This window comes from Lysinibacillus parviboronicapiens, assembly GCF_003049575.1.
GTDB lineage: Bacteria > Bacillota > Bacilli > Bacillales_A > Planococcaceae > Lysinibacillus > Lysinibacillus parviboronicapiens.
Map to the genome: position 1 here is coordinate 1 of NZ_PYWI01000040.1, position 25,369 is coordinate 25,369.

Annotated in this window: 23 protein-coding genes, 1 rRNA gene and 2 riboswitches; of the genes, 5 read left to right on the forward strand and 19 right to left on the reverse strand. The window is 38.1% G+C overall.

Annotated elements, in window-relative coordinates; genetic code table 11:
• From C9J35_RS20855 to C9J35_RS20920, 14 genes are all read right to left on the reverse strand, one after another.
• Positions 1-66: ribosomal RNA gene (locus C9J35_RS20855) — 16S ribosomal RNA — on the reverse strand; the annotation flags it as partial.
• A 402-nt stretch (positions 67-468) separates the two neighbouring features.
• On the reverse strand, positions 469-1,773 hold the full coding sequence (locus tag C9J35_RS20860; RefSeq protein ID WP_107926610.1) for an NCS2 family permease: 1,305 nt from the start codon (positions 1,771-1,773) through the stop codon (positions 469-471).
• 129 nt (positions 1,774-1,902) lie between these two features.
• Positions 1,903-2,004: riboswitch (purine riboswitch) on the reverse strand.
• Positions 2,005-2,556: 552 nt separating this feature from the next.
• The gene (gene guaA / locus C9J35_RS20865) at positions 2,557-4,110 is read right to left on the reverse strand and encodes a glutamine-hydrolyzing GMP synthase (RefSeq protein ID WP_107926612.1); all 1,554 of its coding nucleotides are present in this window, start codon (positions 4,108-4,110) and stop codon (positions 2,557-2,559) included.
• A 152-nt stretch (positions 4,111-4,262) separates the two neighbouring features.
• Positions 4,263-4,364, reverse strand: a riboswitch (purine riboswitch).
• 35 nt (positions 4,365-4,399) lie between these two features.
• Positions 4,400-6,583, reverse strand: coding sequence for a transglutaminase TgpA family protein (locus C9J35_RS20870; protein WP_107926614.1), 2,184 nt, complete (start codon positions 6,581-6,583; stop codon positions 4,400-4,402).
• Positions 6,580-7,761 carry a DUF58 domain-containing protein gene (locus C9J35_RS20875; protein ID WP_107926616.1) on the reverse strand — a complete coding sequence of 394 codons (1,182 nt, stop codon included), beginning with the start codon at positions 7,759-7,761 and terminating at the stop codon, positions 6,580-6,582. Before C9J35_RS20875 ends, C9J35_RS20870 begins: the two co-directional genes overlap by 4 nt.
• Entirely contained in the window at positions 7,758-8,702 is a 945-nt protein-coding gene (locus tag C9J35_RS20880; RefSeq protein ID WP_107926618.1) for an AAA family ATPase, read from the reverse strand. Before C9J35_RS20880 ends, C9J35_RS20875 begins: the two co-directional genes overlap by 4 nt.
• A 263-nt stretch (positions 8,703-8,965) precedes the next feature.
• Positions 8,966-9,643 carry an ABC transporter ATP-binding protein gene (locus tag C9J35_RS20885; RefSeq protein WP_235616394.1) on the reverse strand — a complete coding sequence of 226 codons (678 nt, stop codon included), beginning with the start codon at positions 9,641-9,643 and terminating at the stop codon, positions 8,966-8,968.
• Positions 9,643-10,452: an ABC transporter permease gene (locus C9J35_RS20890; RefSeq protein WP_235616395.1), complete on the reverse strand. Its 810-nt coding sequence runs from the start codon at positions 10,450-10,452 to the stop codon at positions 9,643-9,645. The genes C9J35_RS20885 and C9J35_RS20890 overlap by 1 nt, the downstream gene beginning before the upstream one ends.
• Positions 10,449-10,901 carry a nitrous oxide reductase accessory protein NosL gene (locus C9J35_RS20895; protein ID WP_054768682.1) on the reverse strand — a complete coding sequence of 151 codons (453 nt, stop codon included), beginning with the start codon at positions 10,899-10,901 and terminating at the stop codon, positions 10,449-10,451. Before C9J35_RS20895 ends, C9J35_RS20890 begins: the two co-directional genes overlap by 4 nt.
• Positions 10,901-12,172, reverse strand: a complete 1,272-nt coding sequence (locus tag C9J35_RS20900) for a right-handed parallel beta-helix repeat-containing protein (protein WP_107926622.1) — start codon at positions 12,170-12,172, stop codon at positions 10,901-10,903. Before C9J35_RS20900 ends, C9J35_RS20895 begins: the two co-directional genes overlap by 1 nt.
• 57 nt (positions 12,173-12,229) lie before the next feature.
• Complete coding sequence (locus C9J35_RS20905) at positions 12,230-12,868, reverse strand: nitrous oxide reductase accessory protein NosL (protein ID WP_107926624.1); 639 nt, start codon at positions 12,866-12,868, stop codon at positions 12,230-12,232.
• A 351-nt stretch (positions 12,869-13,219) separates the two neighbouring features.
• Positions 13,220-13,540, reverse strand: a complete 321-nt coding sequence (locus C9J35_RS20910) for an NAD synthetase (RefSeq protein WP_107926627.1) — start codon at positions 13,538-13,540, stop codon at positions 13,220-13,222.
• A 163-nt stretch (positions 13,541-13,703) separates the two neighbouring features.
• Complete coding sequence (nadE, locus tag C9J35_RS20915) at positions 13,704-14,528, reverse strand: NAD(+) synthase (RefSeq protein ID WP_107926629.1); 825 nt, start codon at positions 14,526-14,528, stop codon at positions 13,704-13,706.
• A 14-nt stretch (positions 14,529-14,542) separates the two neighbouring features.
• Entirely contained in the window at positions 14,543-16,012 is a 1,470-nt protein-coding gene (locus C9J35_RS20920) for a nicotinate phosphoribosyltransferase (protein WP_107926631.1), read from the reverse strand.
• A gap of 312 nt (positions 16,013-16,324) precedes the next feature.
• Between C9J35_RS20920 and C9J35_RS20925 the strand changes: the two genes are divergently transcribed.
• Both C9J35_RS20925 and C9J35_RS20930 read left to right on the forward strand, forming a co-directional pair.
• Positions 16,325-16,666 (forward strand): P-II family nitrogen regulator, encoded by a 342-nt coding sequence (locus C9J35_RS20925; RefSeq protein ID WP_107926633.1) that lies wholly within the window; start codon positions 16,325-16,327, stop codon positions 16,664-16,666.
• Positions 16,667-16,679: 13 nt separating this feature from the next.
• On the forward strand, positions 16,680-17,975 hold the full coding sequence (locus tag C9J35_RS20930) for an ammonium transporter (RefSeq protein ID WP_107926635.1): 1,296 nt from the start codon (positions 16,680-16,682) through the stop codon (positions 17,973-17,975).
• A gap of 53 nt (positions 17,976-18,028) precedes the next feature.
• On the opposite strand, the gene C9J35_RS20935 is transcribed toward C9J35_RS20930, so the two are convergent.
• Entirely contained in the window at positions 18,029-18,529 is a 501-nt protein-coding gene (locus C9J35_RS20935) for a methylated-DNA--[protein]-cysteine S-methyltransferase (protein WP_107926637.1), read from the reverse strand.
• Between the two features lie 126 nt (positions 18,530-18,655).
• Between C9J35_RS20935 and C9J35_RS20940 the strand changes: the two genes are divergently transcribed.
• The 3 genes from C9J35_RS20940 to C9J35_RS20950 all read left to right on the forward strand — a co-directional run bounded on the left by C9J35_RS20940 (position 18,656) and on the right by C9J35_RS20950 (position 21,185).
• Positions 18,656-19,387: an ABC transporter ATP-binding protein gene (locus C9J35_RS20940; protein ID WP_107926639.1), complete on the forward strand. Its 732-nt coding sequence runs from the start codon at positions 18,656-18,658 to the stop codon at positions 19,385-19,387.
• Complete coding sequence (locus tag C9J35_RS20945) at positions 19,384-20,136, forward strand: ABC transporter permease (RefSeq protein ID WP_107926641.1); 753 nt, start codon at positions 19,384-19,386, stop codon at positions 20,134-20,136. Before C9J35_RS20940 ends, C9J35_RS20945 begins: the two co-directional genes overlap by 4 nt.
• Positions 20,137-20,210: 74 nt before the next feature.
• The gene (locus tag C9J35_RS20950) at positions 20,211-21,185 is read left to right on the forward strand and encodes a proline dehydrogenase family protein (RefSeq protein ID WP_107926643.1); all 975 of its coding nucleotides are present in this window, start codon (positions 20,211-20,213) and stop codon (positions 21,183-21,185) included.
• Between the two features lie 95 nt (positions 21,186-21,280).
• On the opposite strand, the gene C9J35_RS20955 is transcribed toward C9J35_RS20950, so the two are convergent.
• The 4 genes from C9J35_RS20955 to desA all read right to left on the reverse strand — a co-directional run bounded on the left by C9J35_RS20955 (position 21,281) and on the right by desA (position 25,071).
• Positions 21,281-21,997 carry a 3-ketoacyl-ACP reductase gene (locus tag C9J35_RS20955; protein ID WP_054768680.1) on the reverse strand — a complete coding sequence of 239 codons (717 nt, stop codon included), beginning with the start codon at positions 21,995-21,997 and terminating at the stop codon, positions 21,281-21,283.
• 87 nt (positions 21,998-22,084) lie between these two features.
• Positions 22,085-22,690, reverse strand: a complete 606-nt coding sequence (locus tag C9J35_RS20960; protein ID WP_107926645.1) for a response regulator transcription factor — start codon at positions 22,688-22,690, stop codon at positions 22,085-22,087.
• 19 nt (positions 22,691-22,709) lie between these two features.
• The gene (locus C9J35_RS20965) at positions 22,710-23,855 is read right to left on the reverse strand and encodes a sensor histidine kinase (protein WP_420798451.1); all 1,146 of its coding nucleotides are present in this window, start codon (positions 23,853-23,855) and stop codon (positions 22,710-22,712) included.
• A 184-nt stretch (positions 23,856-24,039) separates the two neighbouring features.
• Positions 24,040-25,071, reverse strand: a complete 1,032-nt coding sequence (gene desA, locus C9J35_RS20970; protein WP_107926647.1) for a Delta(5) desaturase DesA — start codon at positions 25,069-25,071, stop codon at positions 24,040-24,042.
• Between the last annotated feature and the right edge of the window lie 298 nt (positions 25,072-25,369).

Genomic DNA, 25,369 nt, shown 5'->3' on the forward strand with positions numbered 1-25,369 from the left:
CTCGACTTGCATGTATTAGGCACGCCGCCAGCGTTCGTCCTGAGCCAGGATCAAACTCTCCATAAAAGAAATTTGATTAGCTCAAATTGTTTTGCTGGCATCAATTTTGATGTCCAAAATTTTGTTTTATTCACTAACCGAAGTTAGTTACTAAAAACGTTATTGATTACGTTTTGCTTGTTCAGTTTTCAAGGTTCATGTTGTTAGTTGCTGTTTAAGTAACTTTTTATACTTTAACATGTTGTTAACTTATTGTCAACACTTTGTTTAGTTTTTGTTTTGTTGTTCGTTTGTTATCGTAACAACGTGATTAAATATACCATTGCAAAATATAGTTTGCAAGTGTTTTCTTAAAGTTAAACTATTCAGTTTATAAAAAACCGAGTTTCTTCTATATAAATATAAATGATCGAGTAAACGAAAAAGCGCCACTAAACCGAAAGTTTAGTAGCACTTCTGTCATTAATATTAGCGAACCCAGATAAAGTATGCAAGGAAGACAAAGAATAATCCGTACATCATAGGGTGAATTTCTTTTTTACGACCAGCTAAAAGCATTGTTACTGGATAGAATACGAAACCAATTGCGATACCAGTTGCAATTGAATAACCTAGAGGCATCATTAATACTGTAAAGAATGCCGGTACTGCAATTTCGAATTTATCCCAATCAATTAAACGTAAAGACGATACCATTAGAACACCTACGATAACAAGTGCTGGGGCTGTTACTGCTGGAGTCACAACCGCGAGTAATGGTGAGAAAAATAATGCTACTAGGAATAATACAGCCGTTACAACTGCAGCAAAACCTGAACGAGCCCCTGCAGCCACACCTGAAGTTGATTCTACATAAGCAGTAGTAGTTGAAGTACCAAACAAAGAACCAATTGTTGTTGCAAGTGCATCAGCCATTAAGGCACGGCTTGCGCGTGGTAATTTATCGTCTTTTACCAAACCTGCTTGTGTTGCAACCGCCATTAATGTACCTGCTGTATCGAAGAAGTCAACGAATAAAAATGTTAAGACAACCACTAAAAATTTAACATTTAGTAAAGAACTGAAATCACCAAAAATCGGATCAAGAGCAACCATAAATGTTGAATCTACACTTGGAATTGCAGACACAACTGCTTCCGGTGGTGCAATTATACCTGTAACCATACCCACGATTGCTGTAATAACCATCCCTAAGAAAATTCCGATACTACGGAATTTTAAAATGAGGATGACAGAAAGAATAATACCAAATACCGCAAGTAAAGTTGAACCTGTAAACGAACCTAATGTTAATAATGTTGCTGGACTATCTACAATTATGCCAGCGCCTTGTAAACCTACAAATGTAATAAATAAACCAATACCAGCTGATACTGCATATTTAAGTTGTGCTGGAATTGCATTAATAACTGTTTCACGGATACCCGTCAATGATAGGATAATGAAAATAATCCCTGAAAAGAATACTCCAGTTAAACCAGTTTGCCATGGAATACCATATGTTAATACTACTGTATAAGCAAAGAACGCGTTCAGTCCCATACCTGGAGCCAAAGAGATAGGGAATTTCGCAAAAATACCCATTATCAAAGAGCCGACCGCTGCCGCTAATGCTGTTGCTACAAATACAGCACCTTTATCCATTCCCGCATCACCAAGAATTTCTGGGTTAACAGCCAAGATATAAGCCATAGCAAGGAAAGTTGTAATACCACCAATAATTTCGCGGCGATAATTAGTCCCTAATTCATCGAACATGAAATACTTTTTCATTTTAAAAAAATCCTCCGTATTGTCGTCTTCAATATCGAAAACAAAAAAGACACACTGACTAATCTACTAGTCGCATGTCTACGATACATTTCATCACATCTATTGTGTGAAAGTTTTTAGTGTCTATACATTCGTATAAAACTAAATCGTAGTCAAGTTATTTACGGTAACTTGGTAGAAACTCACGGGCCTTATCCCCGACATTATACGACGACTTATTTAATTTACATTCGTAATATATCATTTCATTTTTTAGATTTCAAGCCTATTTCCGAACATTTCATAAAAATAAAATACGAAAGTTCGTGTAAAATACTAATTTAATGTTCATGATTTATATAAATAGCCGAAAAATGGAGAAAAATCCACATTCACAAATTTTCATTTTTCCTCACATTTGCATCTCCAATGCTCGTTTTATTGTAGTCAAGGTCTCGTATTTAGCATTAAGTTAGCGATTTCAAGGTCGTAATCTTAGTAACAAAAAGCATCGTAGAGTACTGTTTGATAAAGACAGGCACTCTCGCTATCTTAGCTATTCAGTTAATCATAATCTGGTAATTGTTAATATGAATAGTAAGCAAGAAAGGTTGTCATAACCTTTTCGCTATTTGATGCAGCTTTATTACAAATTGACAGCATCGCAAACCACGTCATCCAATTTAGTGGTCATAAAAAAACTCCCTTTCATTTGCAAATCATGCAAATAAAAGAGAGTATTTGTACGCCATTATAGCAAGGACAATTGAGGCTTCAAGAACATTTTAAAAAGTATTCCTATTGTTATTCCCACTCAATCGTTGCTGGTGGCTTAGATGTAATATCATACAGCACGCGGTTAACGTGTTTTACTTCGTTTACTAGGCGTACAGAGATTTTTTCTAATACATCCCAAGGGATACGTGCCCAGTCAGAAGTCATACCGTCGATAGACGTTACCGCACGGATACCGATTGCGTAGTCATACGTACGAGCATCGCCCATTACGCCTACTGAACGGATATCAGGTAATACCGTGAAGTATTGCCATATATCGCGATCTAGACCTGCTTTAGCGATCTCCTCACGTAAGATGAAATCAGATTCACGCACGATTTCAAGTTTTTCTTCTGTTACTTCACCAAGTACGCGGATACCTAGACCAGGGCCTGGGAATGGTTGACGCCATACGATTTTTTCATCGAGACCAAGCTCTAAACCTAAAGCACGTACTTCGTCTTTAAATAATGTTTTTAGTGGTTCAATTAGTTTGAACTGCATGTCTTCTGGAAGACCGCCTACATTATGGTGAGATTTAATTGTTTGGGCAGTTGTTGTACCCGATTCAATGATGTCTGTATATAACGTACCTTGTGCTAGGAAGTCCATTCCTTCAAGTTTCGATGCTTCTTCATCGAATACGTAAATAAATTCGTTACCGATAATTTTACGTTTTTTCTCTGGATCAGACACACCCGCAAGTTTGTCCATAAAACGTTGACGTGCATCGATTTTAATTAGGTTCATATCGAAATCTTCCGTGAAAGTTTTCATAACCTGTTCAACTTCACCTTTACGGTTTAAGTTATGGTCTACGAACATACAAGTAAGTTGATCACCGATTGCTCTATGAATGAGTACCGCAACAACAGAAGAATCTACACCACCAGATAGGGCACATAATACTTTTTTGTCGCCAACTGTTTCACGAATTTTAGCAATTTCAAGCTCGATAAAATTCGCCATTGACCAATCACCTTTAGCTTCGCAAATATCGAACACGAATTGACGTAGTAAGTCATTGCCATATACAGAGTGACGAACTTCTGGGTGGAATTGTACGGCATATAGTTTGCGTTCTACGTTTGCCATTGCAGCGATCGGACAAGCAGCACTTGTGGCAATAACTTCAAAGCCTGCAGGTACTTCCGTTACATGGTCGCCATGGCTCATCCATACGATTTGTTCAGATGGTAAATCACCGAATAATTTGTTAGCAGCTGTTACTTGTACCTCTGCTTTACCATATTCACGTGTTTCAGCACCTTCAACTTTACCACCTTGCGTATGAGCCATTAATTGCATACCATAGCAAATTCCTAAGATTGGTAAGCCTAGTTCAAAAATAGCTGGATCTACATGGAAGGCTTTTTCATCGTAAACAGAGTTTGGACCACCTGAAAAGATGATACCCGCTGCATTCATGTCTTTAATCTCTTCTGCCGTAATTGTATGAGGATGCAATTCACTAAACACACCGAATTCACGGATACGACGCGTAATTAATTGGTTAAATTGACTACCGAAGTCTAAAACAACGATTTTTTCTTGCTCTTTTAATAAAGGGCTTGCTGACAATATTTCCACCTCTTCTTCTATTTTTAAAGGATTTTTTCATACGTTCAAAGAAAAACGCGTACGAAAGTAAAAACTTCCTACGCGTCCATAAGTTCTTGATTTATAAAGGCGAATGCGTAGCAAAGAAAAGTGATTCTCTAAACTTCTCACCTAACCAAAACATTCACCTTCATAGAGAAATCATTTACGGTGATTTCGTAGAAACATCCGAACCCTATTTTCGAACTTATATGAAAGCAATCCTAATCATATATAATTTTTTTCATTTTACTCTTTGTACCCACTAAAATCAACCGATTGTGCGATTGATTAAATATTCCCAACTTTCTTTCAGTTTTATGAAATCAACGTCTTTAGCATCATTGCTATAAATACGCTGTTCATAGACTGCCGTTAGTTTTTGCATCTCATCAGTCTCTAACGACGCATCTACCCGCTTCGCGAATGCCCGTAATGTCTCTCCATCTTTTCGACGAAGACCAATGCGTGCTAATTGCTTTGTTAGCACTTGATAAGAAGCATCAAAATTTGTCCAATCTGCTTCTTTTTTACGAAAAGCACGCACCTGCATTTTAGGAATCCATGTTTTCCGCTGCATAAAGAGCGTTAAGCTCACAATAGCCACTAACACAACAACAGCTAACCATGCGTATTTATGTTTCTTCAACCATGTCCAAACATCATTTAAGCTAAATGACGAACTAGACGTCGCTTTTTTGGGTTCCGTTTTTTGCTTTTGTGGTTGCTCTTGCTGTTCTTCTGGCTGTAACACTTCTTCTTGCTGTGGTGACTCACGTTGTAAATCATAATCGATATTGACCGTTCCCGAAAAGCCAATTGTCGGTTCAAATTCAATCCAACCAGTCCCAGGAATATATGCCTCTACCCACGAATGTGCATTATTATTTGTTACTCGATACTCACGTAAACCATTTGAGATGGGTCCCAAATCTCCTGGCGCAAAACCCTTCACCCATCGCGCTGGTATGCCCACTGATCGCAACAGAACAACCATTGAAGTAGAGAAGTTATCACAATAGCCAATTTTAGTATCAAATAAAAACTGATCTACATAATCTTGACCTTCTGCTGGTATAGCCGCAGCTGTTTTATTGTAGCTATAGCCACCTCTTGAAAAATAACTTTCTACTGCTTTTACTTGTTCATACACCGTAGCTTTATCTTGAATCAAGTCCTCCGCTAAATCCCTAACACGTTGTGGAAGCGTATTCGGCAGTTGTAAAAAGCGATCTAGAGAAGGATCTAACGTCTCGAGCATTGATGGCTCCGACAAACGAAGTTGTTGCATACTATAGATTGGTTCACTATAAGCAAGCGTATAATGAGATAATAATTTAGTATCCCCATTTTGTTGCTTTGTTAATATCTTTTCCGTTTGCATATTTTGAATAAATATTGTAGGTTCTTCTGTTGCAATATATCGCATGCCGTATGTTTGAATTAAAAATGGCATAGGAACCTTAATATCCATCTGAATTTCACGTTCATTTTCAGGTGAGCCTACTTGAAGCGTAGTAGGAATGACACTATTATCCTGATAAACCTCTTCTCCAAAATTTCCGTTAGAATGAATCCACCCCTTAGAAGTATAGGTATCCTTTGTATCAATACGCCAATAATGTCGGTCACGAGAACTAGCGGTAAAAATCAGTGTATCATCGCCTTTAAATGGTCCTCCTAGCTGACTATCATCCTCACTATAACCAACAGATTTCTTACCTATTCCTGATTCCCCTTGTCCCGTAACACTTTGGATAAATGGAACTGGGTCCGCCCAGGTGGGTCCTTCTTTTGGTAAAAAGAAGGCTACTGTACTCACAAGCATTACTGATACTAGCATCGGTACAACAATTTTCCACTTCCCAGCCACTTCACTTGGTGCACCTGTTTGAAGCCATAAACGCTTCACAAACAGCACGCCCGTCATGATAAGACCAAGTACAACCACTTTAACAATTGCCACTTTTCCGTCATATTCACTAAATGTATCGAGTGTAGCGATGAAGAAAACTGTCAGTACAAAGAAATAGAAAATATTCTTATGCACCGTAATCCAATGATGAATTAGGTATATCAGCATCCAAATAAGCGCTAGAAATAGTACAGTTCTAAACGAATCCGAAACTTGTCCAAAATCCCCAGAAAGTATAGTTGCCATATTCAATTTCACTTCATTTATTAAAAATGGCACTGTCTCTCCAGATAACACAGCGTTTTCGCTATAAACAAATACAACGAACCATGTAATATAGCCAAGTTTCACAAGTCCCGACAACAGCGGATGGACAGCGAATAAGCTAAGTACAAGAGCTAAGCCGATAAACACTAAAAACAAATGGATTAGACCTGTATTCGTTAACTCCATTACCGGAACAAGCCATTCACGTAATATAAAGAAAATAATGACGTATGCAATTACTAATTCTACAAAATTTCCTAGTGATTTTTTCACGGCTTCATCACCTCCGTGAATAAGTGATAATAATCTGTTGGATCCACATGTACAAATTGGATTTGCTTATAACGTTTCGCTACCTCTGTCTGCGATGGCGGCCGTTCTGCAACTACAAAACAAATACAGTATTTCGCCAAATTAGCGAGACTATGTAGTAATTGGTCTGAAACATCGGTCGTAACGAGTAAAAGTGAAGCAACTTGCTTAAAGCTTTGCTGATTTCGTAATTGAAATTCAACATTTTCGGTAGGCTTTATGGCAGCTAAATGACGCATCACCTGATCTAGTTGCTTTTCACTCTGAATGAGTGGAAATACCTTCGTCTTTGCTCCTGATGACACAAAAGAAATATCTCCACGTCCTTGCACAATTGTTTGTAACATGGAAGCAGCAAGCTCAACTTTCTCTTCAAATAGCGGCGAAGCCCCTGTATGAAGCACTAACAATAATTCCTGAGACTGACGATCTTCAAATTCTTTTGACTGAAGTGTTTGCGTTTTCGCAAAGGATTTCCAATGAATCCATGAAAAACGGTCACCAGGCACGTATTCACGTAAACCTACAGCCATCGATGTATCTTTCACAACCGAGTACGGTGACATCATTGAGCCCATATCGAATTTTGTTTGGAGCGTAGCATATACCATTTCTCTTACCCTTGGGTACACTAAAACTATTTGTTCACTTTCCATCACTGTACGCTTCTTTGCCCAACCAAAAAAATCACTGAAGACAATGGCTACACCTAAATAACGATGCTCCCCACGTGGCAAACTGTCCAATGTATAATTCCAAGTAAACTTTTTCCTAAAGCCAACAAATTTAATGACACTAGTGCCTTGTACCTTTGATTGAATCAGTGATTCGCTATTAACAAGCTCCTCCATCAGCATATAAGCAAATGGAAAACGCGTCTTTCGCTCTAAGCTTATTGTTACTTTAACTGATTGCCCACTTTCTACATGTGAAGGTTCAATCTTGCGTTCTACCCCTACTATCGCTTCTTTTACTAATAAAAAAATAAAAGCATACAGCAAAAAAGGACTAACAGTAAAAAATACAAACCAACTAACAAAGCCCCCCTGGAACATGGCATAACAGAACGTTATTAGTATCAGCAAGGTCACTAATAAGAAATGCTTACTTTTCTCAAAAAGAGCTCGCCATTTTTTCATTGCTCTGCAAACCTCTTTGTAGGCACTGGCGTTTTTGCAATAATACGTTCAATAATTTCCTCGGCTGTCACATTATCATAGCGCGCATCAGGCTTCAGTGTTATACGATGGCTAAAGACGAAAGGAACTAAATACTGTACATCATCCGGCGTCACAAAACTACGCCCTTTTATAAACGCATAGGCCTGTGAAGCTTTCATTAGGGCAATTGTCGCACGAGGGCTAACCCCTAAATGAACATAACTATTCTCTCTCGTTTGTGTAGCTAGCTCAACCATATAATTTTTCACGGAATCTTCAACGTAAACACCTTGGACAAGCACCTGTAATTCAATTAATTGTGCCAATGATAGTACAGCATCAATCTTTTCAATTGGCTTACCATTTTCTGCTCGACGTAGTATTTCCACCTCTTGTCCTCTTGAAGGATAACCCATTTTTATTTTTAGTAAAAATCGGTCTAACTGTGCCTCTGGCAGTGGATAAGTTCCTTCATGTTCAATAGGATTTTGAGTGGCCATCACAAAAAATGGCTGAGCTATTTTAAGTGTATTGCCATCAATAGTAACTGAAGCTTCTTCCATCGCCTCCAATAAAGCTGATTGTGTTTTCGGGGATGTTCGATTTATTTCATCTGCTAATACGACATCTCCCATAATTGGACCTGGTCGAAATTCAAATTCCAGTGTTTTAGGATTATAGATAGATACACCTACAACATCAGACGGCAATAAATCCGGCGTGAACTGAATACGTTTAAACTGAGCATCAAAAGATTTAGCGAGGGCACGCACCATCATGGTCTTACCGACACCCGGCACATCTTCTAATAACACATGCCCCTTCGCGAGCAAGGCCACTATACTAAGCTCTGCCACTTCCCTTTTACCAATCATTACTTTTTCTATATTTTCTAGTACAGTTTGTATTTGTGAATTCATAAAAAATACCTCCTTATTCCACCAAAAAATTGTGTGAATTGCATGATAACTTAATTAAAGCATAACGAAAATTGCTTAGTAACACAATTATGTGAAACTGCCAACATTCGGATTGTCGATATTTAGCTATATCAGTTGGACATTATGTGCGTTTTCCTGAATGAAGAGAACTTCTCTCCTTAAAAGCACGCTAAAAGAGGGCTTGTCTGATTTTATCAAACAAGCCCGGTTAATAGTATATAACGATATTACCTATCAAAAAGTTACAAATTTAATTTTTTTAACCATAAATTTTCTAAAGTAGTGTAATTTTCTTCCGCAAGAATTTCTTTCAAGTCACCAGACATTAATATTTCCCCATCATGTAAAACCAATATATCATCCGCGATCTCCTCTGCAAAGGCTAATAAATGCGTGGAAAAAACTACCGTACACCCTTTTGCTTTTTCTTGTAATATTATTTTTTTTAGCTCAGCAATCCAGTAGGGATCAAGACCATTTGTTGGCTCATCTAAAATAAGCAATGGCCCATTCCCAAGTAAACTCTGCGCTAGATTTAGACGCTGACGCATGCCTTTTGAAAATTGCTGAACCTTTTGTTTCTTTACATCCCATAATCCTACACGTTTTAAAACTTCCAAGCTTTCATGTATCTCAACTTTTTTTAACGAAGCCAGTAACTGTATAACTTCTACTGCTGTTAGCATCGATGGAAAATCTACATCGTCCGGCATAAAACGAATAGCCTGCCGCTCCTGCCAAATAAGCTCTCCTGATAATGGCTTTTCCTGTCCAGTTAATAGGCGAAGAAGCGTGCTTTTACCAGCGCCATTCCCACCAGCTAGCGCCAAAATACGTCCACTTCGCACAGAAAAGGATGCGTTTTTAAGGCCTCTATTGTTTGCATATACATTCGATAAATTGCTCGCCACTAGCAACATTAACATACCCCTCTTTTCTGCAGTTGCTTATTTGCACTTAGCAGTGGTAACGTTATCCAAAGAAATGTCACTATCCCATAGACCACATAGCCTATATATGAAGAGTAAAATCGCGTGACACCATAAAACGCAGGCCCAAGCACACTCGCTTGGTCAGAAAAAATGAAGTAACCAAAGCGTAGCCATTCCGCTGGATTAATATGTATGACGATAACCGTCAGTTTTTGTAAAATATGTCCTGCAACTACTGTACCAATAGCCATTAACGCGTATGATAACAGCAATAAAAAAAATGACCATAATACAAGTGATTGCGACAGCGCAAATAATCTTGTTTGTGCAAACGCTCCAATGGCAATGGCTAGTGATGCGAATATCACAACACATAATAACGTCAGGGTTATAAAAACTAATGGCAAACGTACGCCACCAAGAAACCCCCCTAGTGCTAGCACAGTGCCAAACGCTACTACAACAACTAATATAAACGCACAAACAGTTGCCATATACTTGCCGACAATGTATTGTGCCCTTGTCATAGGATATGTCTTTAATAAAGAAAACCAACCCGATTCTATATCACCAGCAACACTCATACTTCCAATAGTTAAAATAAATAGTGGTAATAAAAATAATAATACATTTAAAAATGAAGCTGTTTGACGCGTGAAGCCTTCAACATCAGGCAGTGCCATTTGTTGGATGACTATAATAGCGGTAAAAATAAATGTAAATAACATGCCTACAAGTTGCATCCACCGACTTCTCAACATCTGCTTCAATTCAAGCTTTAAGAGCATACTGTTCATTGGTGAATCCCCCAATTAAAATTTTGTAAATCCTGATAAACAAGAACCTGTCCCTCACCCTTCAATGCCATCCAATCAACTGCTGCATCCTTTGTTTTAAAGGCAAGTACGCCATAATTCATCGGTGTCCAATACTCCTTGTTGTAAATAAACGTCGCCTTAAAAACATCTATCCACTCGTCGTTATTTGCATCTTTAATAAATGCAGCACCAATTTCATTTTCGCCATTTGCCTTAATATATTCCATCAGACAACCTAGATCATCGAACATCTCAAAATCACCATTCTTTAAAGCAATTTGTCCTGCATACTCATTGTGGACTATACTCATATTGCAAATTTTGCAAACATCTGTTTCACCAACAATTTCACGCGGTACATATGTTTTGTCACCACAGCCTACAAGTAATACACAACTTATAACGACCATCACTATCCATCTTTTCATCACGACACCCCTCTTTTCCATAACCACATACTAGTGGTTACAATAAGCAAACCGATTAATAACTGTTGAAAATTTGTTTCGTTCTTTTTTGTTATTTGGTGCGTCATTAATTTTGGCGTAACATCGACCAACACCGTCTTCTCCGTTTTATTTATTTGCTGATCAAGGGAAGTTAGTAAAACTACACTTGGCGAAGCTACAAAATATTGATAAACAGGCTGTCGTACCATCCACTGCCCAAAACTTGACACTGCCACATAGGGAACGTCCCCAATCCCGTCATTCTTTAAATCGATGCCCGAGTAATCATCATAATAATTATTTGTAAGTAAAAAGCCTTGGCGATCCGCGCGTGCCGTTAAGATATTACCGGTAAATTGATTATTCGTCGCTACCGAGTTACCCTTTACCATGATTCCCTCAAGTGCCGTTTGATTCATGCGGAAATCATTACTTGCTATTGTAATACCTACACTTTTTTGTAATGCGACACCCGTTCGATTGTTCATAATTGTGTTCAGTTCCAAAACTGCTTGCTGTGCATCATATAACAACATACCGTAGCTATTTAGACCATTATGATTTTCTAGATGATTGTCCTTGACATAAATGTCATTTGTCATCATAACCATGAAGCCCGTGACATTATTTCGATACGTATTATGAAACGCTTGTACATTACTCGAATACATAAAATGTGTCCCATAACGGCTATTCGTTACTCTGTTATTTTGTACAAGTATATTCTTCACCTCTTCCACGTAAATCCCATCCTGTACAAGTTTTATGTTCGTGTCCTCTACCACAACATCCTCACTCTTAAAAATTGCTAGTCCATTACCCTTTTTCGAAAAGTGCGAGTTATTTCCAGTCATTTCAATGTGTTGTATATGCACATTTTTGGAACGTTGAATATACACACCTGTATGGCTATCCTTAATGTTTAGATTTCGTAGCTCTAAACCGTCTACATCACTTGCGACAATTGCTTGTTTATTTCCCGATAATGCCATATTCTCAATCGTCACTGTAGAGCCACCGTCAATACGAAAAACCGGCTCGTTACCTAGTGCGACAAGTTCAGTCCCCTGTATACCTCGTAGTGTTATTTTTTTCGTTAATACAAAGTTACCTTTGTATTGTCCAGCAGGAATGGTAATTGTAGCTCCTGGCTTTGCTCTATCAATAGCCTTTTGTATATCAAAATCTGCATAGACTGTCTGGCTCATAAATAGTAGGAACAATAAGACACTACCTACTTTCTTCATCATACTGCTTCCTCCCAGTTCAGCATAAAAAGACTAGAGGAACCCCCTAGCCTTCCCGTATTAATGATTATGGTCATGTCCTTTTTCTTGCGTCATTTCCTCCATATGCATTGAGTCCGCATCACCATTTGTTGCTTTTTCTTGCATTTTCTTTTTACGACGCTCAAGAGCATCATCTTTAATTTTATGTAATTCTTCTACATACGCTTTAGGGTTTTCAACAATATATTTATCTGCATCTGCTTTATCGCTGAAGTAAATATAGCCCCAGTTCATCGGAGATTTAAGCTCTGTTTTGACAATTGTGACATCCTCAACCTTTGCCCATTCCTTTGTCTTGTAATCACGAACAAATTTTTCATTTGTTTCTTCATTCGCTACCTCTGCATTTAATAAACATCCAATATCATCATAAAAAGCGACCGTCCCATCCTTTTTAATCGCTTGTGTAGAAAATACACCCATGTCATGATCCTTCATATACACTTTCATATTACACATTTCACATACAGTATCTTCCTTTGGCTCTTGTAAACGTGAATCAACCAGTGACGCAACTTGCACAGAACTATCTTTAGTTTGTGAAGCTTTTGCCGTTACCTCTCGCTGAGCTTCATCTTCTTTGACCTGACTTTTTTCCATACTACAAGCTCCTAATAATAGTAAAACAGCGAGTACAGGTATCCATAATTTTTTCACAATTGATTCCTCCAATTTTTATTTTTCTTGCTACCTATTACATTACAGATGAGTTGTGAAATAAGATGAAAATCCCTGTGAAGAATTGGAAAAATCCTATTGACTAATTATTGAACGTCTCGAAATCAAGGTTTTATTAGATTATTTAGCGCATGGACATTTGTTTAGAATATCTGAATATGGCGCTTCATCTGAACAATTTTCATGTGAGAGATCTGAGTGTTTGCAGCCCGACGCGCGATACATAGGCTATCCGAGCGTTGCGAAACCCAATCAAAGTGCAACACATATTCTTTTATGACAACAAAAACCCTCTCCACCATAAAATAGTGGAGAGGGTCATTTTTACAATTATATTGAAGTACGGTAACTATTGAGACGCTTCTTTTGTTTGCTTAATCGACTAAGTTTTACAGCAGTTTCAGATAGTTCGTTACGTATTTGCAGATTGCTTCCGCTGTCAACAGGAGCTGTCTCTAATTTATTGAGACTGTTTTGCTTCATTTGTTTTTTACCGATTGTCTGTTTATTGTCCTTATTTTTATGCATACTCTGTTTAAACTTTTGTTTCGGGTGCTGTCCAAAATTATGACTTATATCACCCGCATGCAAATACTGTTGTTCATTACGAAAAGTACTGTTTGTCGTCGCACTTACTCTAGAAGTCCTCATAATAATTACCCCCCTTTACTTTTCATCAACTTTATAGGTATTTATATCGACATTATATGCTCGAAATCAAGCTTTCAGAACCAATTACATAAAAAAGTAGAAAAGAGCGTTCCGAAAATGCGAAACTCACACTTTAGATCAGCTCTTTTACCATGAATTTATTTTACTTCCAAAAATCATCAAAAATTGTGATAGGCATATGGCGTTTATGCTGTGACCGTAAATAATGCCCTTCTAATATTTCGCGAGCCTCGCTAGGAATTTCCTTACCTTCTAAATAATCATCAATTTGGTCATAAGTTAGACCTAATGCCACTTCGTCTGGTAACGATGGGCGATTTTCTTCTAAATCAGCTGTTGGCACTTTTAAATACAGGTGCTCTGGACAATCTAATGTTACCAATAACTGTTTACCTTGACGTTTATTAAGACGATAAATTGGCATTAAATCCGCTCCACCATCACCGAATTTCGTATAGAAGCCAGTGATTGCCTCCGCAGCATGATCGGTTCCTAAAACAACAGCATTGTTCATCGCGGCAATGGAAAACTGAACTTTCATACGTTCACGTGCTTTTTCATTACCTTTCGCAAAATCACTTAGCTCCACTCCCGCATGTGCTAATGCTTGGACACTGGCATCTACTGCCTCTTTAATGTTCACTGAATAAGTTTTCGTAGGTTTAATATAATCAATTGCATCCTGACAATCTTGTTCATCTGCTTGTACACCATATGGTAAACGAACTGCCCAAAATGAATATCTCTGTTCCCCTACCTCTGCATTTAATTCATCAACCGCTAGTTGTGTTAGCTTTCCTGTCAAAGTAGAGTCTTGCCCACCTGAGATACCCAGTACAAAACCTTTTAAAAAGTTATATTTCCGTGCATATGCTTTCAAAAAATCAACGGATTTTCGAATTTCTTCTTGCGCATCAATTGACGATAATACTCGTAATTCCTGAATGATTTGTTGCTGTAAAGTCATATCACTTCCACTCCTTATTCTTTCACAATTCTATTAACCATTTCCCGAACTTCTTCAATATTACGCATTTTATTATCCCAGCACTTTTGACTTAAATCGACTGGATACTCCTCCGGGTTCATGGAACGCTTATATTCATCCCATAGCAATTCTAAATTATCTGCAGCGTAATTACGCATTTCTTCTAAAGTAGGATTTTGATAGCCAACATGCCCACTTTGAATAACGTGTTGATGTAAATTTTTTGCTTCAAAGTTCGTCACAAATTTCGATACGAATGTGTGCACAGGATGGAACATTTTAATACGCTCTTCAGATTGAGGGTCTTCGTCATGCATCGTAATATAGTCTCCCTCTGCTTTGCCATTCTTACGATCAATAATGCGATATAAATTTTTGAGACCCGGTGTCGATACCTTTTCAGCATTCGCAGAAATTTTAATAGTATCTTCTAATTGACCTTCTTCATTTTCAATTGCAACCATTTTATAAACAGCCCCCAGAGCAGGTTGGTCGTAAGCTGTAATAAGCTTTGTCCCAATTCCCCATACATCTACACGGGCATTTTGCGCCTTTAAGTTCAAAATTGTGTATTCATCAAGGTCATTGGAAACTACAATTTTTGCGTCATGGAAGCCAGCTTCATCTAACATTTTGCGTGCTTCCTTTGATAAGAAGGCAATATCACCACTATCTAAGCGAATACCGATAAAATTAATTTTATCTCCAAGTTCCTTTGCTACTTTAATCGCTGTTGGCACACCGGATTTCAATGTATTGTAAGTATCTACTAAAAACACACAATCACGATGACGTTTAGCATAGGCATGAAATGCGTCATAATCATTTTTGTACGCCTGTACAAGGGCATGTGCATGTGTCCCCGATACAGGAATGTTAAATAATTTACCCGCACGAACGTTACTAGTAGAAGCAAAGCCACCGATAAAGGCCGCACGAGTACCCCAGATAGCTGCATCCATTTCTTGCGCACGCCGCGTTCCAAACTCCATGGCCGTTTCATTTTTCACGATTTGCTTAATACGACTTGCCTTTGTAGCTATAAGTGTTTGATAGTTCACAATGTTCAATAGCGCAGTCTCAATCAATTGCGCCTCCACTAGAGGTGCTTCAATGCGAACAATTGGTTCATTCGCGAAAACAAGCTCTCCTTCCACCATTGAGTACATATCTCCTGTAAATCGAATATTTTTTAAATAGTCGATAAAGTCTTCTTTATAACCAACCACTTCACGTAAATACGCAATATCCGATTCACTAAAGCGAAAATCTCGTAAATAATCAAGCATACGCTCTAACCCCGCAAATATGGCATAGCCATTGCCAAACGGTAATTTTCTAAAATATAATTCAAAAATTGCTTTTCTATTATGTATGCCATCAGCCCAATAGGACTCTGCCATATTGATTTGATATAAATCTGTGTGCAACGCTAAACTATCGTCAACATAGTTTGATCTCATAAGAAAAACCTTCTTCCGCTTTGATAATTAGTCCTAGTATACACTATATACCCAATTTCTTGCGTTTAACATTCCTTAGCACCGATGTTAGATTTCTTCACATTAATAATCAGAAAATTTCGAACTGTACACATTTTAGACACAAATCGTAACACCGCTTTCATTCCTTAAATAATTAGCTTTTTTACAATTTATTACGACACACGAAATATTTCATGTTACATAACATTACATGAATAACAAAAAAATAATTGCGTTATTGACCTCTCCGTTTTAACATGTAAATTAACTTAACGCAAGGAGCTGGTTTTGATGAAAAAAATAGAAGCAATTATTCGTCCCGAAGTTTTTGGCCTTGTTAGGGATGGGCTTGCAAAGGAAGGAATTGCGGGTCTAAGTATTTCAGAAATCGCTGGCTGTGGTCGCCAATTAGGCCGGACGGGTTTATTTCGTGGAAACGCATATGAAATCGAATTCTTACCAAAATTAAAGTTGGAAATGATTGTCGATGACGCAAAAGTTGATGCCATAGTTGAAGTTCTATTACGTGATGCCGCAACCGGTAAAGTTGGAGACGGTAAGATATTTATTTATCCAGTGGAACAAGCAATTCGTATCCGTACTAAAGAAGTCGGATCAGTTGCAGTAGATTAAGGGGGCGATATAAATGGATGAAGTGATGTTATCTGTAAATTTAGTATGGGTTATGCTTGGAACAGTTTTAGTATTTTTTATGCATGCAGGATTTGCCATGGTTGAGGCAGGATTTACTCGATCGAAAAACGCCGTCAATATTATTATGAAAAACTTTCTAACCATTTCACTTGGCGGTATCATTTATTTCTTATGTGGTTATGCCATTATGTTTGGCGACACTGCTGGTGGTCTCATCGGAACAAGTGGTTTCGCTTTAAATGGTGTAGATGATCTTTCGTTCTTTATCTTCCAAACAATGTTTGCAGCAACTGGTGCCACTATTCTTTCTGGTGCTGTAGCAGAACGCACTAATATTTTTGCCTATATTGGCGTTATCGTTTTAATGACATTATTTGTTTATCCTGTAGTAGGACATTGGGTTTGGAGCGGTCAAGGCTGGCTAACAGATTTAGGTTTCGTAGATTTCGCTGGATCAACTGTTGTTCATTTAACTGGTGCTGTAGCAGCCTTTGTAGCAGCAGCAATCATTGGTCCTCGACTAGGTAAATATGAAAATGGGCGCGTTAATGTTATTACTGGCCATAGCATTCCTTTAGGCGCATTAGGTGTGTTCTTACTTTGGTTCGGTTGGTTCGGTTTTAACGGTGCATCTACTTTAGCGGCCGATCCCACACTTGTACCTAGTGTTATCGCTAACACATTTTTCGCCGCTGCCGCCGGTGTAGTAGCGACTGCATTCTATACTAAATTCCGCTATGGCCATATCGATGGCTCGCTAACACTAAACGGCGCGTTAGCAGGCCTTGTAGGTATTACAGCTGGTGCAGCAAACGTCACTATTATCGGTTCACTGATAATCGGTGTCATTGCAGCCCCTTTATTAGTCGAAGGTCTCCGCTTCATTGAATGGAAGCTGAAAGTTGACGATCCTGTAGGAGCGATAGCTGTTCATGGTATTTGTGGTGTTTGGGGAACTCTAGCCGTTGGATTATTTGATGTTGGTGGTCAAGGTCTGTTCTACGGTGGTGGTTTTGCTTTACTTGGTGTTCAAACAATTGGTGTCATCGCAACGATTGCTTGGGTTGGTGTCTCTGTATCAGCTGGTTTATTCATTATAAAAGCATTTGTCCCATTACGTGTAACAGCGGAGGAAGAGGTCGCTGGACTAGATGTTATCGAACACGGTACGCCGGCTTACGAATATCAAGATATTTTCAAAAGCACTGCTGTACAGGGGGAAACATTTGCTCAACGACTAACACATTTTGGAAAATCCCCAACAAACGTCCAAGAAGAACATATATAAAAATACTTGCTGAAAAAGAGTCGTCTCACAGTACTTTGGAGACGATTCTTTTTTTACTCATTCTCTAATTGAAGTAAAAACTCTTTCATTGCTAAACCACTACGAAAACCTGTTAGTTTGCCATTTTTCCCGATGACACGATGACATGGAATAATTGCCAATATGGGGTTGGCGCCGATAGCACTTCCAACAGCCCTTACCGCTTTTGGCTTTCCAATACGTTCTGCAATCGCTGTGTATGATGTTGTCGCACCATAAGGCAGGGTTTTTAACGCATCCCAGACAGCGAGCTGAAAAGCTGTCCCCTTCACATGAATTGGTAGATCAAATTCAGTAAGTTGACCGTTCAAATAAGCTGTTAACTGTTCAACATATGGTATTAATTTTTCTTTACTCACTTCAAAGGTATAGCCTTTAAATGGCTTTTTTGCCCACTCTTCTACTTCATCAAATGGCGCATTGGGTGTTCCGATATAAACAAGGCCTTCTTCCGATGCAACGATGTACATAGTTCCCTGGGCATATGTTAGCGTATCTACATATAAAATATCCATTTTCCCTGTTCTCCTTACATATCGTATTGCTAGTACTCTTACTATAAAAATGGAAAATACCTGTAGCAACCATTCATTTCTATGCTACATTAATATTACCTACTAGTATAAAGGAGTTTCTACTATATGAAAACGCTATACGAGCCCGCAATTCACTTTCAACAGGTCAGCTTTTCAGTAAATAACAAAGCAATTTTAAAAACAATTACTGGTTCAATCCCAAAGGGCAAAATTACAACACTTGTTGGCCCATCTGGTGCAGGTAAAACAACGCTACTGAAAATGTGCAATGGGCTACTCACACCGACGAACGGGCATATTTTTATTGATGATCAGCCAATTGCCACGTACGAACCTACTACTTTACGTAGACAAGTAGGTATTGCTCTTCAATCTGCGCCAATGATTGCCGGTACAGTTTTTGATAATTTAGCCCTTCCCCGTTCACTACAGGGAAAAGCACTCACTCAACAAGAAGCCAGCCAATTCTTAAGGGACGTCGGACTCGATGACAGCTTTTTACAACGCTCAATAACTGAATTATCCGGTGGACAACGCCAAAAGGTATCCATCGCACGTACCCTTATCAACCACTCTTCTATCCTATTATTAGATGAAATTACATCTGCTCTTGATCGTCAATCAGTACAGGACATCGAGGCACTCATTGTGACATTAAACAAAAAATATAATGTCACGATGATTTGGATTACACATAATTTACAGCAAGCACTAACAATCGGACATTATACTTGGGTTATGATGGATGGAGAGCTTATCGAAACTGGGCAAAGCTCCCTACTGGATGCTCCAAATAATCCTCGTGTTGCAGAATTTGTACAGGGGGTAAACGCATGACATATACTGCCCTTTCCCTAACATTGATTTTTGTATTAATTCCATTGTTATTATCAAAAGTTTTAAAGCTTGGCCTTGAAAAAGACACGATGATTGCGACTATACGCTCTATTATCCAATTATTAGCAGTTGGCTACATTTTAAAATTTGTCTTCGAAACAGGCAGCATTATCTATATTTTGTTGATGGTTGCATTGATGATTTTTACAGCAACTCTAAATGCCCGCAAAAAAGGAGCAGGAATAAGAGGGATTACATGGAAAATAGCTAGTACCCTAGTTGTTGTTGAAGTTGTGACACAAGGCGTATTATTAGGTTTTGGCATTATACCTGCAACAGCACAATATATCATACCGATTAGTGGTATGTTAATTGGCAATTCCATGGTATTATCTATATTATTTCTAAATCGTTTTACAGCAGAAATCACGAGTCATCAGGATGAAATTGAGCTCATTTTATCACTCGGCGGTACCCCCAAACAGGCGATTCATCGTCAACTAATTAGCGCTATTAAAGCAAGTATGATTCCAACAATTGAAAGCCAAAAAACAATTGGACTTGTGCAATTACCTGGCATGATGAGCGGACAAATTATCGGCGGAGCAGACCCCATTCAAGCGGTACAATTTCAACTTTTAATTATTTTCGCACTTCTAACAACTGCAACATTATCGAGCATAATGATTGGTTTTTTAAGCTATCCTGTACTTTTTAATGAACGTATGCAAATAATAGAAAACAAATAATTGTTTCAAGGAATCCATTACATGGTTTCCAAATATGTTATACTAGAAAGAAAAATGCTGTGAGGAGAATGACCATGTTATTACGCGATTTTTTCATCCAATTATCTGAGAACCAACTATTAAACAGTACTGCTAAAAAATACGGCTTAAAACTAGGCGCCCAAAATGTAGTAGCTGGTACAAATATAGAAGAAACGATTGCAAGCATCAAAGAGCTAAATGCCCATAATATCTCTTGTACAGTAGATAATTTAGGGGAATTTGTTTCTAGTGAAGAAGAAGCATCTGCGGCTAAAGAACAAATCCTTGCTGTTATTGAAGCGATTCATGAAAACGGTGTCAATGCCCATATTTCACTAAAACCATCTCAATTGGGCTTAGATATTGACGTTGATTTTTGCTATGACAATTTATATGAGATTGTTGAAAAGGCAGCTGCCTACGATATTTTTGTTAACTTTGATATGGAAGATTACGGTCGTCTCCAAACGTCTTTCGATATGGTTGAAGAACTTTCAAAAACATTTAATAATGTCGGTACAGTTATTCAATCATACTTTTATCGTGCCAAGGACGATATTGAGAAATTCCAAAACTATCGTTTACGAATTGTAAAAGGTGCATATAAAGAACCTGTGGAAGTAGCTTTCCAGGATAAATTAGATATCGATTTAAACTTTATCGAGTTGATTGAATACCATTTACTTCACGGTAAATTTACATCAATTGCAACACATGACCATAACGTCATCGCACACGTAAAACGCTTTGTCGCTGATAATAATATTCCGCTTGATAAATTCGAATTCCAAATGCTTTACGGCTTCCGCACAGACATGCAAAAAGAGCTGGCGAAAGAAGGCTATAACTTCTGCGTATACGTACCATTTGGCGAAGATTGGTATGGTTACTTTATGCGTCGTTTGGCGGAGCGCCCACAAAACATTAATCTTGTAACGAAGCAAGTATTTACGAAAAAAACGAATACAGTCCTTGCTGTTGCAGCAGGTGCATTCGTGCTTGGACGCTTAACAAAGCGCAATAAATAACCACCGAACCTTATCGTCATGATGGCGATAAGGTCTTTTATTGATAATCGCCTATAAAAGAAAAAAAGCGGCGAGAATTGCTTCCCGCCACATTTTTAAGGATTTGTTGACCATAAACCAGCATGTTTTAACACAACACGCGGATGTAATTTTAATTGCGCCACCATTAAGTCAGCCAGGTCCTCCGCCTGCATAACTTTTTCTGGATTACCGTCTGTTAATTGTAACTCCACAGCCATATCTGTTGCGACCGTACTTGGTGTTAACGTTACAACACGGATATTATGCTTACGAACCTCTAACATTAATGATTCACTCATACCAATCACCGCTGCTTTCGATGCACTGTATGCACTTGTGATTGGTGCACCTTTTTGACCCGCTGTCGATGAAATATTAATAATATCTCCTGACTGTCGTTCAATCATTTCTGGTAATATGGCGCGTGTTGTGTAATACACACCTTTTACATTTACATCTACGATATTAGTCCAGTCCTCCGGTGAAAGTTCTAAAAACTTACCGAATTTTGAAATACCTGCGTTATTTACTAAAATATCTATCGGACCTAGCTCTGCACGGATGCTTTCAACAGCCAATGAGATCGATTCTAAATCAGCTACATTAGCTGCCGCAATCGCCACTTTCACATTGTAAGCTTTCAATTCTTCAGCAACATGTTGTAAATTCTCTACTGTACGTCCTACAAGTCCAACGTTTATGCCCTCTTTTGCAAAGGCGATTGCTGTCGCACGTCCAATTCCTCGGCCCGCACCAGTAATTAAAGCAGTTTTTCCAGAAATAGTTTGCATACCTCTTACTCCCTTTTGAATAGTTTATAGAATAATTCTCCATTTTTCAGCATACCTATTCGTCTGTCAAAAGTACATTCAGAAGTCTTACTTATTCCAACCTTTTTCCTTAAAGCGTGCAATAGCCTCAATTCGATTGCCAACATGTAATTTTTCTAAAATAGTCGAAATATAGTTCCGTACAGTGCCCGCTGATAAAAATAACTCTGCTGCAATTTCCTTTGTTGTCTTACCTTCTGCAACCAATGTCAGCACTTGACTTTCACGCTCTGTTAAAGGGTTTTCACTATCATCTTCATAGACAAAATCAACAAGTTCAGGAGCATAAATTCGTTTACCGTCCATAATCGTACGAATAGCACTTACCAATTCCTCAATTGGACTATCCTTCAGTAAATAACCACGAACCCCCGCTTTCCTTGCCCGTTCAAAATAACCTGGTCTAGCAAACGTTGTTAAAATAATGACTTTACAATCCGAACCATGCAATTCTTCAGCAGCATCTAGTCCAGTTTTCACTGGCATTTCGATATCCATAATACAAATATCTGGCTGATGCTCTTCTACAAGTGCCAATGCTTCCTCACCATTTTTTGCTAACCCAACGACCTCCATATCATCCTCCATACTGAGTAACGAACGAAGCGCCCCTAACAGCATACCTTGATCTTCAGCAATAACAATTCGAATCATGTCACAATCCTCTTTTCCTCTATATGTTCTGCAAATTTTCTTTAACTTTTTGATGTGTGATGGTCACAGGAATGGACACGGTTAATGTTGTGCCCTCGTCGCCCTCTATCTTAAAGGAACCATTGATAAATTCTAAACGCTCTCGCATCCCCTTTAATCCATTACCACTTTTCAAAATCTGCTTTTTCGAAATACCCTGTCCATTATCACGAACAACTAGGTAAACCTCTTTAAAATTTTGATGGAAAGCAATTTCACACTTCGTCGCCCCACTATGCTTGACTACATTCGTTACCGCCTCTTTCAAACACATGGATAAAACATTTTCCACAAGGGGCGGAACCTGTAGCGTATCCTTATCACCATCAAAAACAAATTCCATTTCGGCAGCTTTAAGGATTTGAGAAATACGCATAAGCTCATCTTCAAATTTTGCTGTACGCATATCTGAAACTAATTCTCGAACCTCTTTTAAGGCAATACTCGCCGTTTGGCGAATATCTCTAATCTCGACTAATGCCTGCTGTGGATCACGTGCAATGAGTCTTGAGGCCAGGTCACTTTTTAATCCTATCATCGATAATTTTTGACCCAATGTATCGTGTAAATCACGTGCAATGCGTTGACGTTCTTCAAAAATAATCAATTCTGCAATTCGTTCATTCGCAGTTTCCAATTGTCCTTCTAGATTTTCCCGTTTATTCTTCGAATAAATGGTAAGTGGTAAAAGTACAACCGCTAAAATCGTTAGTACTACAAATGGAAGTTGCGATAAAAATAAATGTAATTCCACGAAGAAACCAATCCCAGTTGAAATAACAGTAAAGCCGATATGCAAGCCGTACATAATATAAAAGCCTACAGGTCTACGAATATTACCGATGAAAAACGCTGTAAATATGGATAAATACACATAACCATATAATATGGTCAAAATAATATTAATGACCATTTCGAAGCTAATCCACATATAAACAAGCCCATTTCTCGAATTTACGGAAAAGCGATAAAAAATAAAATACAGCATCAAAAAAGTAATGCCTATCGATATTTCAAGATAAGAAGATTTTTTAAAAATAAAGAAAAACGGTAGAAAACAAAAAATAATCCATAAATAAATACTTAGCATGGGACTATTCGGAATTATACTATGCCACTTTCTCATCATAACCTCACAATCTTTCCTGCTTTTCCCTTTATTATAACAAGAAAAGCGCATATGTGCCCCTTTCATAGCTGTCGCTTCGCTTTCGCATAGTCAAATCTTTCATTGCTATCGCTTCATCGTGTCCATAAAATCCTCTTATATAAAACAGCCATCCCCAGAAGAGATGGCTGATCAATTTCGACTAAGCAGCTATACTGCCTTTCGCTTTTCGCTTAATAATTTCATTAACATCTTTAAATGATACAAATTTCCCGTGTTCTTCATCATATAATTTGTAGCGTAATGATTCTAAACTTGTGCGCAATGTAATTGTTGTAGCTGTTTGTAAAGGTGGTGTTTCATTATGCGCTTTTTCAAGGTTATAGTTAGGAACACGAGGTGCTAAATGGTGAACATGGTGGAAACCAATATTACCAGTTGCCCATTGTAATAGCTTCGGTAATTTATAGTAAGAACTACCTTCAACAGCTGCTTTTACATAGTCCCAATCAGTGTCATGTTCAAAATAAGAATCTTCGTACGTATGTTGGATATAGAATAACCAAATTCCTAGTGAACCTGCGATGAATAATGTGACACCTTGCACTAACAAGAATGACTGCCAGCCCAAGAAATAAATTAACGCTACACAAACACCTGCAATAATAACATTGGTAATATGTGTATTCATGCGTTCCTTTGGTTTTGCATCTTTACGGTTAAAACGATTTAACACTAACACCATATATAGTGGACCTAAGCCAAACATTACTAATGGATTACGATAAAAACGATACCATAAACGTTGCCCTTTAGAAGCTTCTAAATATTCTTCCACTGTCATCATATCGATATCACCGATACCACGCTTATCTAAGTTCGAACTTGTTGCGTGGTGAATTGTATGCTCGCGCTTCCATTTTTCATACGGAAATGAAGTTATCACTCCAGTAAATAAGCCAACCCAGTCGTTTGCTTTTTTACTTTTGAAAAATGAACCGTGTGTACAATCATGGAAAATAATGAATGCTCGTACGACAAATCCAGCGGAAATTACACTTAAACCTGCAGTTAACCAAGGTGAGACATCAACTAACATATATCCAGCGACCCATAGAACAATTAACGGTACAATTGTATTCACCATTTGAAAAACACTTTTACCAGTGTCTGATTTTGCAAATGGTGCTACATCTTGGCGCAGTTTTTTTGTTTTTTCTTTATCTGTAGCCATTTCATTTTCCCTCGTTTCCTTTTGCTTATGACCTCATCATAAAATAAGATTATAACGCGCAACAGACGCAAACATCATAAAAAGGATATGACAAATGTCATATCCTTTCAGACTGTAGACAAAAGCCATCGAGAAGTTCACTCTCGATGGCTTTTGTCATTTTTCTTTCTCTTCATTTTTAATATTTGGTAAATTACTGCCGTATCCAACATACTCTTCGAGCATAGATGCTCTCTTAAGCTGTCTGCCACGTCCAAGTAGCCAGTTTCTTTAAATTCATGGCAGCAAAAGTAAGCAT

Coding starts and splice junctions, on each gene's coding strand:
- C9J35_RS20950 (WP_107926643.1), top strand. CDS start 20,211: ATGTTATTACGCGATTTTTTCATCCAATTATCTGAGAACCAACTATTA.
- C9J35_RS20885 (WP_235616394.1), bottom strand. CDS start 9,643: ATGTTGCTAGTGGCGAGCAATTTATCGAATGTATATGCAAACAATAGA.
- C9J35_RS20860 (WP_107926610.1), bottom strand. CDS start 1,773: ATGAAAAAGTATTTCATGTTCGATGAATTAGGGACTAATTATCGCCGC.
- C9J35_RS20945 (WP_107926641.1), top strand. CDS start 19,384: ATGACATATACTGCCCTTTCCCTAACATTGATTTTTGTATTAATTCCA.
- C9J35_RS20930 (WP_107926635.1), top strand. CDS start 16,680: ATGGATGAAGTGATGTTATCTGTAAATTTAGTATGGGTTATGCTTGGA.
- C9J35_RS20910 (WP_107926627.1), bottom strand. CDS start 13,540: ATGAGGACTTCTAGAGTAAGTGCGACGACAAACAGTACTTTTCGTAAT.
- C9J35_RS20875 (WP_107926616.1), bottom strand. CDS start 7,761: ATGAAAAAATGGCGAGCTCTTTTTGAGAAAAGTAAGCATTTCTTATTA.
- C9J35_RS20890 (WP_235616395.1), bottom strand. CDS start 10,452: ATGAACAGTATGCTCTTAAAGCTTGAATTGAAGCAGATGTTGAGAAGT.
- C9J35_RS20895 (WP_054768682.1), bottom strand. CDS start 10,901: ATGAAAAGATGGATAGTGATGGTCGTTATAAGTTGTGTATTACTTGTA.
- C9J35_RS20960 (WP_107926645.1), bottom strand. CDS start 22,690: ATGATTCGAATTGTTATTGCTGAAGATCAAGGTATGCTGTTAGGGGCG.
- C9J35_RS20925 (WP_107926633.1), top strand. CDS start 16,325: ATGAAAAAAATAGAAGCAATTATTCGTCCCGAAGTTTTTGGCCTTGTT.
- C9J35_RS20965 (WP_420798451.1), bottom strand. CDS start 23,855: ATGAGAAAGTGGCATAGTATAATTCCGAATAGTCCCATGCTAAGTATT.
- C9J35_RS20920 (WP_107926631.1), bottom strand. CDS start 16,012: ATGAGATCAAACTATGTTGACGATAGTTTAGCGTTGCACACAGATTTA.
- desA (WP_107926647.1), bottom strand. CDS start 25,071: ATGGCTACAGATAAAGAAAAAACAAAAAAACTGCGCCAAGATGTAGCA.
- C9J35_RS20935 (WP_107926637.1), bottom strand. CDS start 18,529: ATGGATATTTTATATGTAGATACGCTAACATATGCCCAGGGAACTATG.
- C9J35_RS20900 (WP_107926622.1), bottom strand. CDS start 12,172: ATGATGAAGAAAGTAGGTAGTGTCTTATTGTTCCTACTATTTATGAGC.
- C9J35_RS20880 (WP_107926618.1), bottom strand. CDS start 8,702: ATGAATTCACAAATACAAACTGTACTAGAAAATATAGAAAAAGTAATG.
- C9J35_RS20940 (WP_107926639.1), top strand. CDS start 18,656: ATGAAAACGCTATACGAGCCCGCAATTCACTTTCAACAGGTCAGCTTT.
- nadE (WP_107926629.1), bottom strand. CDS start 14,528: ATGACTTTACAGCAACAAATCATTCAGGAATTACGAGTATTATCGTCA.
- C9J35_RS20955 (WP_054768680.1), bottom strand. CDS start 21,997: ATGCAAACTATTTCTGGAAAAACTGCTTTAATTACTGGTGCGGGCCGA.